10 protein-coding genes are annotated in these 8,866 nt (G+C 70.9%); 4 read left to right on the top strand and 6 right to left on the bottom strand.

Annotated features, from left to right (window positions below; translation table 11 throughout):
- The 4 genes from ftsL to BST11_RS19175 all read right to left on the bottom strand — a co-directional run.
- Positions 1 to 706, bottom strand: a 706-nt coding sequence (ftsL, locus tag BST11_RS19190; RefSeq protein WP_483406805.1) for a cell division protein FtsL, incomplete at its 3' end; no start/stop codon positions are given.
- Positions 703 to 1,860 carry a 16S rRNA (cytosine(1402)-N(4))-methyltransferase RsmH gene (gene rsmH, locus BST11_RS19185; RefSeq protein ID WP_142276437.1) on the bottom strand — a complete coding sequence of 386 codons (1,158 nt, stop codon included), beginning with the start codon at positions 1,858 to 1,860 and terminating at the stop codon, positions 703 to 705. The genes rsmH and ftsL, both read right to left, overlap by 4 nt.
- Positions 1,835 to 2,266: a division/cell wall cluster transcriptional repressor MraZ gene (gene mraZ / locus BST11_RS19180; protein WP_083139466.1), complete on the bottom strand. Its 432-nt coding sequence runs from the start codon at positions 2,264 to 2,266 to the stop codon at positions 1,835 to 1,837. Before mraZ ends, rsmH begins: the two co-directional genes overlap by 26 nt.
- A 403-nt stretch (positions 2,267 to 2,669) precedes the next feature.
- On the bottom strand, positions 2,670 to 3,068 hold the full coding sequence (locus BST11_RS19175) for a DUF3040 domain-containing protein (RefSeq protein ID WP_083139465.1): 399 nt from the start codon (positions 3,066 to 3,068) through the stop codon (positions 2,670 to 2,672).
- Positions 3,069 to 3,347: 279 nt separating this feature from the next.
- On the opposite strand from BST11_RS19175, the gene BST11_RS19170 reads away from it, so the two are divergent.
- Positions 3,348 to 3,977, top strand: a complete 630-nt coding sequence (locus BST11_RS19170; RefSeq protein ID WP_083139472.1) for a GNAT family N-acetyltransferase — start codon at positions 3,348 to 3,350, stop codon at positions 3,975 to 3,977.
- Between the two features lie 31 nt (positions 3,978 to 4,008).
- Entirely contained in the window at positions 4,009 to 4,737 is a 729-nt protein-coding gene (locus tag BST11_RS19165; RefSeq protein WP_142276436.1) for an LppM family (lipo)protein, read from the top strand.
- Here the strand turns inward: BST11_RS19165 and BST11_RS19160 are convergent.
- A complete protein-coding gene (locus tag BST11_RS19160; protein ID WP_083139464.1) occupies positions 4,734 to 5,621 on the bottom strand; it encodes a mycobacterial-type methylenetetrahydrofolate reductase in 888 nt (295 codons plus the stop codon). The two genes, BST11_RS19165 and BST11_RS19160, sit on opposite strands and share 4 nt — an antisense overlap.
- A 202-nt stretch (positions 5,622 to 5,823) precedes the next feature.
- On the opposite strand from BST11_RS19160, the gene idsA2 reads away from it, so the two are divergent.
- Positions 5,824 to 6,882, top strand: a complete 1,059-nt coding sequence (idsA2, locus tag BST11_RS19155; RefSeq protein ID WP_083139463.1) for a bifunctional (2E,6E)-farnesyl/geranyl diphosphate synthase — start codon at positions 5,824 to 5,826, stop codon at positions 6,880 to 6,882.
- Between the two features lie 4 nt (positions 6,883 to 6,886).
- Positions 6,887 to 8,410, top strand: coding sequence for an alpha-(1->6)-mannopyranosyltransferase A (locus tag BST11_RS19150; RefSeq protein ID WP_083139462.1), 1,524 nt, complete (start codon positions 6,887 to 6,889; stop codon positions 8,408 to 8,410).
- Here BST11_RS19150 and BST11_RS19145 read toward each other — a convergent pair.
- Positions 8,397 to 8,801, bottom strand: a complete 405-nt coding sequence (locus BST11_RS19145; protein ID WP_083139461.1) for an Rv2175c family DNA-binding protein — start codon at positions 8,799 to 8,801, stop codon at positions 8,397 to 8,399. The genes BST11_RS19150 and BST11_RS19145 overlap by 14 nt on opposite strands.
- Positions 8,802 to 8,866 lie beyond the last annotated feature (65 nt).

Below are 8,866 nucleotides of genomic sequence, written 5' to 3'. Positions count from 1 at the left end.
GCGGCTGCGCCGGGGGGGGCGGGGGGGGGGCGTCGGAGAGCTTGGTGTTCAGCGGCGGCGGGGGGACGCCGTCCGCCGGCTTCGGGTCGCCGACGACCACCCAGTTACCGGAGGGGTCCTGGACCAGATGCGCGGTGTCCCTCGTCGGGATCATGCCCTGATTGCGGGCGGCTTCGGCGAGCGCCGGGGCGGACTCCGCCTGGCGCACATCGCGTTCCAGCGCCTCCTTCTGCTGCAGCAGCATTCGGTTCTTCTCGCGGGCGTGGCTGAGCTGATACGACCGCTCGGCCGAGGCGGTGGACAACCACAGCGTCAGCCCCAGCCCGAGACCGAGCGCACCGATCACCAGCACGACAAACGGGACCTTGCGCGCCAGCGTTCGGGGGCGCAGGTCGATCGACGTGAGCCGAATGGCCAGGCGCTCGCTCAGGCGGGGTCGAACGGCCTTGGGCGCCTTGGCTTTCCGCGCCTTGGCCCGCGCCTTGGCCTGGCTGCTGTTCTTGGGCCGGCCCGATCGCTCGACCGGCCGGGCGATCGGGCTGGTCTGCGGGCCCGACCTGGGCGCCCGGCTCTCGCGGGTGTTCGCCGAGGCGTTCTTGGGCCGGGTGCGGCGCGGTTCGGCCGCGGCGCGCCTGCCCTTGCGGGCCGAGCCGTCGCGGCGGTCACCGCCGCCGCGGCGCTTCGGGCTCTCGCGCTTTACCTTCATGCGTCGCCTTTCCCGCTCGTCTGTTCCAGCCGTTGCAGCGCCCGTAGTCGCACCGCGGCGCTGCGTGGGTTGCGTTCGATCTCGGCGGCGTCCGCGCGTTCGGCGCCGCGTGTCAGCGACCGGAACAGCGGCTCGTGGCCGGGAAGCTCGACCGGAAGGTCCACCGGCGTCCGTGACGTGACCGCCCCGGCGAACACGCGTTTGACGATCCGGTCTTCCAGCGATTGGTAGGCCATCACCGCGATGCGTCCGCCGCCGGCCAGCGCGTCCAAGGCGGCGGGAAGGGCCGAGCGCAGCGAGGCCAGTTCGTCGTTGACGGCGATCCGCAACGCCTGGAAGGTGCGCTTGGCCGGATGCCCGCCGGTGCGGCGGGTGGGCGCCGGGGTCGCTTGGTACAGCAGGGCCACCAACTCCGCGGTCGAGGTGAACGGGGCGCGGGCGCGCCGGCGCACGATCTGGCCGGCGATGCGGCGCGCGAACCGCTCCTCGCCGTAGCGGTGCAGGATGTCCGCCAGCGCCGCCTCGTCGTAGGTGTTGACGATCTCGGCCGCGGTCAGCGGCGACGACGGGTCCATCCGCATGTCCAGCGGCGCGTCCTGGGCATACGCGAAGCCCCGTTCGGCGCGGTCCAGCTGCATCGAGGAGACGCCGAGGTCGAACAGCACCGCGTCGACCGATTCGCTTGCGGGGTAACCGGATCCGGCGAGGGCCGCGCCCAGGCCGTCGTAGCGGGTGTGCACCAGGGTGACGCGGTCGCCGAACCGGGCCAGCCGTTGCCCGGCGATGTCGAGCGCGCTGGGATCGCGGTCGAGCCCGACGAGCCGCAGCCCGGGCAGCTCGGTCAAAAACCGCTCCGCGTGCCCCCCGGCGCCGAGGGTCGCGTCGACGAGGACCGCCCCCGACCCGTCGGGGTCCGACCGCGTCAACGCCGGGGTGAGCAGCTCGACGCAACGCCCCAGCAGGACGGGCACGTGCCCGAAATCGCTCGAATTCTCAGCCACCGCAACGCCTTCCCAGGCCCGGCGGGCGGCCCCTGCACCCGGGTCTCTGTCCGAAGGTACGAACCTGGCGTTGGGGAAGTACGCCAGGGTCGGTTCGGGCAGAGGCCACGATGCACGGGCACACGCCTCAGATAATGTCGCCGAGTGCTTCATCGCTGGCCGCGGAGAAGTTCTCTTCGTGGGACTGCTGATAGTCGTGCCAGGCCTGCGCGTCCCAGATCTCGAGGTAGTCGACCGCGCCGATCACCACGCAGTCCTTGGACAGGTTGGCGTACCGGCGGTGGTCGGCCGAGAGCGTGATCCGCCCCTGGGCGTCGGGATGCTGCTCGTCGGTGCCGGCGGCCAGGTTGCGCAGGAACGCCCGGGCTTCGGGGTTGCTGCGCGACGTCTTGCTGGCCCGCCGCGCCAGCTGTTCGAACTCCGCCCGCGGGTAGACCGCGAGGCTGTGGTCCTGACTCTTCGTGACCATCAACCCCCCTGCCAGCGTGTCGCGGAACTTGGCGGGCAGCGTCAGCCGCCCCTTGTCGTCGAGTTTGGGCGTGTAGGTGCCGAGAAACACCGGCTCACCTCCCGCTATCGGTCACCCAAACACTTCGGCCACCATACCCCACGATCCCCCACTTTGCCCCATTGTTGGGGTGTCGACGCGGCGTTTTGCCGGTTATCCACCACCCAGCGTCGCGGAGCGGCCGCCGCGGGGCCGCCGGCGCGGGGTCGCTAGGCCGACCCGCCACGGAAAACCCGCACGTCAAGACCGCGGTTTCGGCGCGTAGGCCCGGTGGGGGCCGGCGTGGGGCCCGGTGGGGCGCCGCGCCTGCGCGCGGGACACGGTTCGGGCTCGATTGGGCATCGATCGCGTGATAGCGCCCCGGCGGGCGCCGAGCCTGCGACCGGGCGCCGAGCGTGCTCGGGCACGAAAAACGGGGCAGCCGCGCGGCTACCCCGTACTGGCCCGTGCCGGCCTACTCGTCGAAGCGCCGGCGGAAGCGATCCTCCATGCGACTGGTGAACGAGCCGCCCTTGTTGCGGCGCTGGCGCGCCGAGCCGGGCGCGGACCCGGAACGATCCGGGCGCCCCGACAACCGCGGGCCGGTGATCGCGTAGACGACGCCGCCGAACATCACGACGAAGCCGAAAATGCTGAGAATTGGGATGGTTCCCAGCCAGGTGGCGCGGAAGGCAACCCCGGAAACCAGCATCGCAAGGCCGATGACGAACAACGCGGCGCCTTGCAGGCGCCGCCGTGCTGTGGGCGCGCGGAACCCTCCGCCACGGACGCTCGACGCGAATTTGGGGTCTTCGGCGTAGAGTGCGCTCTCGATCTGATCGAGCATCCGCTGTTCATGATCGGAGAGTGGCATTCGTCCCTCCTTGCCGACAGTTTGGCACGTAACTATCGATAGCACGCGGATGCCCGTTGTAAAGGCAACTAACCCAAATGATACGAGGTCGATCTGCGCCGTACCACTGGTTCGGCAGCGATTCTATCCCGGCCCCGTAGCCCGACGCGTGCCGCCCGCAACGACGGTTCTCGGCCGATGCGACCGCGCGGCGCGGGGCCCGATACGCGACGGATAATGGCGACACCGGCATTCGCCGACCCGATATGCGAAGCCACCGGACGAGGAGGGCACCGCGAGTTGGCGACATTCCTCATCGATTTGGCGCCGGCCGACATGGAGCGCCGTCTCGGGGACGCCCTCGGGGTGTATGTCGAAGCGATGCGGTACCCCCGCGGCACCGAGAACCAGCGCGCCGCCATGTGGCTGGAGCACATCCGCCGGCGGGGGTGGCGGGGGGTGGCCGTCGTGGAATTGGAGGCACCCGGGGCGGCGGCCGGCACCGACGCAACCCGCGAAACCCAACCCCCGTCGGCCGCGGAACTGAGCGGCGCGCCGCTGCTCGGCGTGGCCTACGGCTACCCCGGCGCGCCCGGGCAGTGGTGGCAGCAACAGGTGGTTTTGGGCCTGCAGCGCGGCGGGCTGCCGCCCCAGGAGATCGCGCGGCTGATGAACAGCTACTTCGAACTGACCGAGCTGCACATTCATCCCCGGGCGCAGGGCCACGGGCTCGGCGAGGCGCTGGCCCGTCGCCTGCTCGCCGGGCGGCCCGAGGAGAACGTCCTGCTCTCCACGCCGGAAACCAACGGCGAGCCCAACCGCGCGTGGCGGCTCTACCGCCGGCTGGGTTTCACCGACATCATCCGCCGCCATCACTTCGCCGGGGACCCGCGCGCATTCGCCGTCCTCGGCCGCGCACTGCCGCTATAGGCGCGCCCGGGGGGTCTGGCACGATGACCTCGTGCACGCCAGCGCTCCCCCGGTCACGGCCCGGCAACAACCGCCGTTCACCCCCCGGCGCCGCCGCGCGCTGGCCATCGCGTTGCTGCTGCTGATCGTGCCCCTGGCCGCCGGATGCCTGCGGGTGCGGGCGTCGCTGACCATTTCGCCCGACGACCTGGTATCCGGGGAGATCATCGCGGCGGCCAAACCGAAGACGGCCAAGGACGCCGGACCCCAGCTCGAGACGAACAACCTGCCGTTCGGCCAGAAGGTGGCGGTGTCGACCTACGACAGCGACGGCTACGTGGGGTCGCAGGCGGTGTTCTCCGACCTGACCTTCGCCGAGTTGCCGCAGCTGGCGAACATGAACTCCGACGCCCAGGGCATGAACCTGTCGCTGCGCCGCAACGGCAACCTGGTGATCCTCGAGGGCCGCGCCGACCTGACGTCGGTGACCGACTCCGACGCCGACGTCGAGCTGACCGTGGCGTTCCCCGGCGTGGTGACGTCGACCAACGGCGACCGCGTCGAGCCCGACGTGGTGTCGTGGAAGCTCAAGCCGGGCGTGGTGACCACCATGACGGCCAACGCCCGTTACACCGATCCCAACACCCGCAACTTCACCAGCGCGGGCGTGTGGCTGGGCATCGTGTCCTTCGCCGCGGCCGGTGTGGTGGCGGTGTTGGCCTGGGTCAGCCGTGACCGCTCCCCGCGGCTCACCGCGCCGCGCGACCAGCCGCCCGGCTAGGCCGGCGACCAGTAGGCCAGCATCTCCGCGAAGGTCTGGAACGCGGGCCCGGAAACCCCGTAGGTCGCCTCCAGATGGATGCTCAGCGGGAAGCCGAGCTCGGCGACCCCGTCGATCACCCGCCGGTACAGGTCCACCATCAGCCGGCGCTTCTGGTCCGGTTCGGCGCCGGCCAACCGCTTGACGACCTCCTGCTCGCGGGCCACCGCGGCGTTGCCCGGGTCCTGGATCAGCCAGTTGATCAGGCCCACCCGGCTCTCGACCTTCGGCACGAAACCGAAGGACAGCAGGATTTCGGGCCGGTGGTCGGTGTTCTTGGCGAAGTCGGTCAAAAAGCGCACGATCGCGTCGGAATACAGCAGCTGCGTCATCCCGTAGGTCGCGCCCCGGTTGCATTTGAAATCGAGCCGGCCCTGCTCGCCGTCGCGGGTGGGGATGACGATCACGCCGCGGTTGATCACCAGGTCGCGATAGATCGACAGGGCGTCGGTCGGTGCGACACCGGAGCCCTCGCCGTCGTTCATGGTGCGCGGGACGCCGACGAAGACCACTCCCTCCATCCCGGCGTCGCGCAGGCTGGTGAGCCGCCGGCGCAGCGACGCCTCGTCCATGAACGCGGTCACCTGGGTGCACAGGCCGCGCAACCCCGGCAGCTCCGGCCTGATGATCGACCAGAAGTCCAGCACGTCCAGTTTCGGCTTCATCGCCACGGGACGGTCGTCGTCCTCCGCGATCATCCCGGGGATCATCACGTGCCGGAGCCGGCCGTCGAGGCCCGATTCGGCGGAGTACCGCACCACTTTTCGCGCGTCCTCCAGCGCCCGCTCCCGGCCGTCTTCGGTGTTGGGGGGCACCAATTCCAGCGCGATCGTGTTGAGCGTCACGCGGCACTCTCCAATCGGATCCATCGGGCGGCTTGCTGGGCAACCCCCGACAGCATAGGGGCACGATAGTGAGGCATTCGAAGCAACTCGAAGCGACTGTGGCCGGCCCGCCCGTCATACACTGTCGGCCCAGAGACCCTGCCGAGCAGAAAGGGGCGCCGCGCTGAGCGCAAGAGGCACGGCGGCAGCGGCCACCGTCGAGTTGACCAGCGCCATCACCGAGCAACTTCGGCGGTATCTGCACGGCCGGCGCGCCCAGTCCGCCCACATCGGGGCCGACTACGACGCCCTGATCGCCGCGCTCGAGGATTTCGTGCTCGACGGCGGCAAGCGGCTGCGTCCCGCCTTCGCCTACTGGGGCTGGCGGTCGGTGGCGGACGCGGAGCCCGATCCCGAAGTGTTGTTGCTGTTTTCCGCGCTGGAGCTGCTGCAGGCCTGCGCGCTGGTGCACGACGACGTGATCGACGAGTCCGCCACGCGGCGCGGCAGGCCGACGACCCACGTCCGCTTCGCCGCGCTGCACCGCGAGCGGCGATGGCGGGGGTCGTCGGAGCGGTTCGGGGCGTCGGCGGCGATCCTGCTCGGCGACCTCGCGCTGGCCTGGGCCGACGACATCGTCTTCCAGGCTTTCGGCCGCTCGATGCCGCTCGCTGCCCAGCAACGCGTGCACCGCGTGTGGGCCGACATCCGCACCGAGGTGCTCGGCGGGCAGTACCTCGACATCGTCGCCGAGGCCAGCGGCGCCGAGTCGATCGCGGCGGCGCTGACCGTCAACACCTTCAAGACCGCCTGCTACACCGTGGCGCGGCCGCTGCAGCTCGGCGTGGCGGCCGCCGCGGACCGGCCCGACGTGCAGGCCGCCTTCGCCGAATTCGGGACCGACCTGGGCGTGGCGTTTCAGCTGCGCGACGACGTGCTCGGCGTGTTCGGGGACCCGGCCGTGACCGGCAAGCCCTCCGGCGACGACCTGAGGTCGGGCAAGCGAACCGTGCTGCTGGCCGAGGCGCTGCAGCTGGCTGACGAGTCAGACCCCTTGGGGGCCAACCTGTTACGCTCGTCGATCGGCGCCGACCTGTCCGAGGCGCAGGTGGGCGAACTGCGGGGCGTCATCGAATCGGTCGGCGCGCTGGCCGCGGCCGAGCAGCGCATCGCCGCGCTGACCGAACGGGCGCTGGCCGCGCTGGCGGCGGCGCCGATCAACCGGGCGGCCAAGACGGGGCTGACCGAGCTGGCCGGGATGGCCACGAACCGGTCCGCGTGAGCCAATGACCACCCCCACCGATTCGAGTTCCACCAAACCCCCTGTGGCACGGTATGTTTCGCGGATCATCGCGTTCTCCGCCGCGCCGGAAGCCGGGCCGGCGCGGCTGGGCTTCGCGGGGTCGGTGTTGATCACCGCGGGCGGGCTGGGCGCGGGGAGCACCAAGCCCCACGACCCCCTGCTGGAAGCGCTGCACCTGTCCTGGCTGCGCTTCGGCCACGGGCTGGTGCTGTCGTCGATTCTGCTGTGGGCGGGCGTGGGACTCATGCTGATCGCGTGGGTGGCCCTGGGCCGGCGGGCGCTGGCCGGCGACGCGACCGAGTTCACGATGCGGGCGACCACCGGCTGCTGGCTGGCCCCGCTGCTGTTGTCCGTGCCCGTCTTCAGCCGCGACACCTACTCGTATCTGGCGCAGGGCGCGCTGCTGCGCGACGGCTTCGACCCCTACGCCGTGGGCCCGGTGGCCAACCCGAACCCGTTGTTGGACAACGTAAGCCCGATTTGGACCATCACCACGGCGCCCTACGGGCCGGCGTTCATCCTGATCGCGAGGGTGGTCACCATGGTCGCCGGCAATCACGTCATCGCCGGGACGATGCTGCTGCGGTTGTGCATGCTGCCCGGGCTGGCGCTGCTGATCTGGGCCACCCCCCGCCTCGCCCGCCACCTGGGCACCAACGGAGCACTGGCGCTGTGGATCTGCGTGCTCAACCCCCTGGTGCTCATCCACCTGATGGGCGGGGTGCACAACGAGATGCTGATGGTCGGCCTGATGGCCGCCGGGATCGCGCTGACCTTCGCCGGCCGTCACGTCCTGGGCATCGTCGCGATCACGGTGGCGATCGCGGTCAAGGCCACCGCCGGCATCTCGCTGCCGTTTTTGGTGTGGGTGTGGGCGCGGCACCTGCGCGAGCGGCGCGGGTATCGCCCCCTCCCGGCGTTTTTGGCGGCCACCGCGGTGTCGCTGGCGATCTTCTCCGTCGTGTTCCTGGCGCTGTCCGCGGTCGCCGGCGTCGGGCTGGGCTGGCTGACCGCATTGGCGGGCTCGGTGAAGATCATCAACTGGCTGACCGTGCCGACCGCGGTCGCCAACCTGATCCACGCGCTGGGCAGCGGGCTGTTCCCGGTCGACTTCTACGCCACGTTGCGGATCACGCGGCTCGTCGGCATCGGAATCATCGCGGTGTCGTTGCCGCTGCTGTGGTGGCGGTTCCGACGCGACGACCGCGCCGCGCTGACCGGGATCGCGGCTTCGATGCTCGTCGTGGTGCTGTTTGTGCCCGCCGCCCTGCCGTGGTACTACTCCTGGCCGCTGGCGGTGGCGGCGCCGCTGGCCCAGTCGCGGCGGGCGGTCGCGGCCATCGCCGGGCTGTCGACATGGGTCATGGTGGTCTTCAAACCCGATGGGTCGCACGGCATGTACTCGTGGTTGCACGTCGCGCTGGCCACGGCGGTCGCGCTGGCCGCCGCCTACGCCGTGTACCGGACGCCGGCGCGCCGGGAGTCTGCCGCAGTCAGTACGCCATAGCCTGCGCGCGCCGCACCACCTCGCGCGCCTGGTGCGCGTGCAGGGCGTCGACGGGGCGGGCGTTGCTGATCGCGTCGCGGGTGCCGTCGCGCGTGATCGTCAGCGACGGGTCGGGGGTGAACAGCCAGCGCACGATCTCGGTGTCGCGGTAGCCCCCGTCGTGCAGGATCGTCAACAACCCGGGCAGGCTCTTGACCACCTCGCCGGCCTTGGTGAAGAAGACCTGGGGCACCACCACACCGCCACCGCGGCGCACCGCGACCAAGTGCCCCTCCCGCAGCTGCTGCTGCACCTTGCTGACCGGCACGCCGAGCAACTCGGCGACCCGCGGCAGCTCGTAGGTTGGCTCGTCGGGATCCAGGACGTCGTCGCCGGCCGGAATACTGCTCATCAGCGAAAGTGTAGGCCGTGCTCGGCGCATTGGGCCCAGGTTTCGCGGCCGGTTGCGCGGCCGCA

This window comes from Mycobacterium alsense (genome assembly GCF_002086635.1).
GTDB classification, from domain to species: domain Bacteria; phylum Actinomycetota; class Actinomycetes; order Mycobacteriales; family Mycobacteriaceae; genus Mycobacterium; species Mycobacterium alsense.
This window is presented reverse-complemented; position numbering and strand designations above follow the sequence as displayed.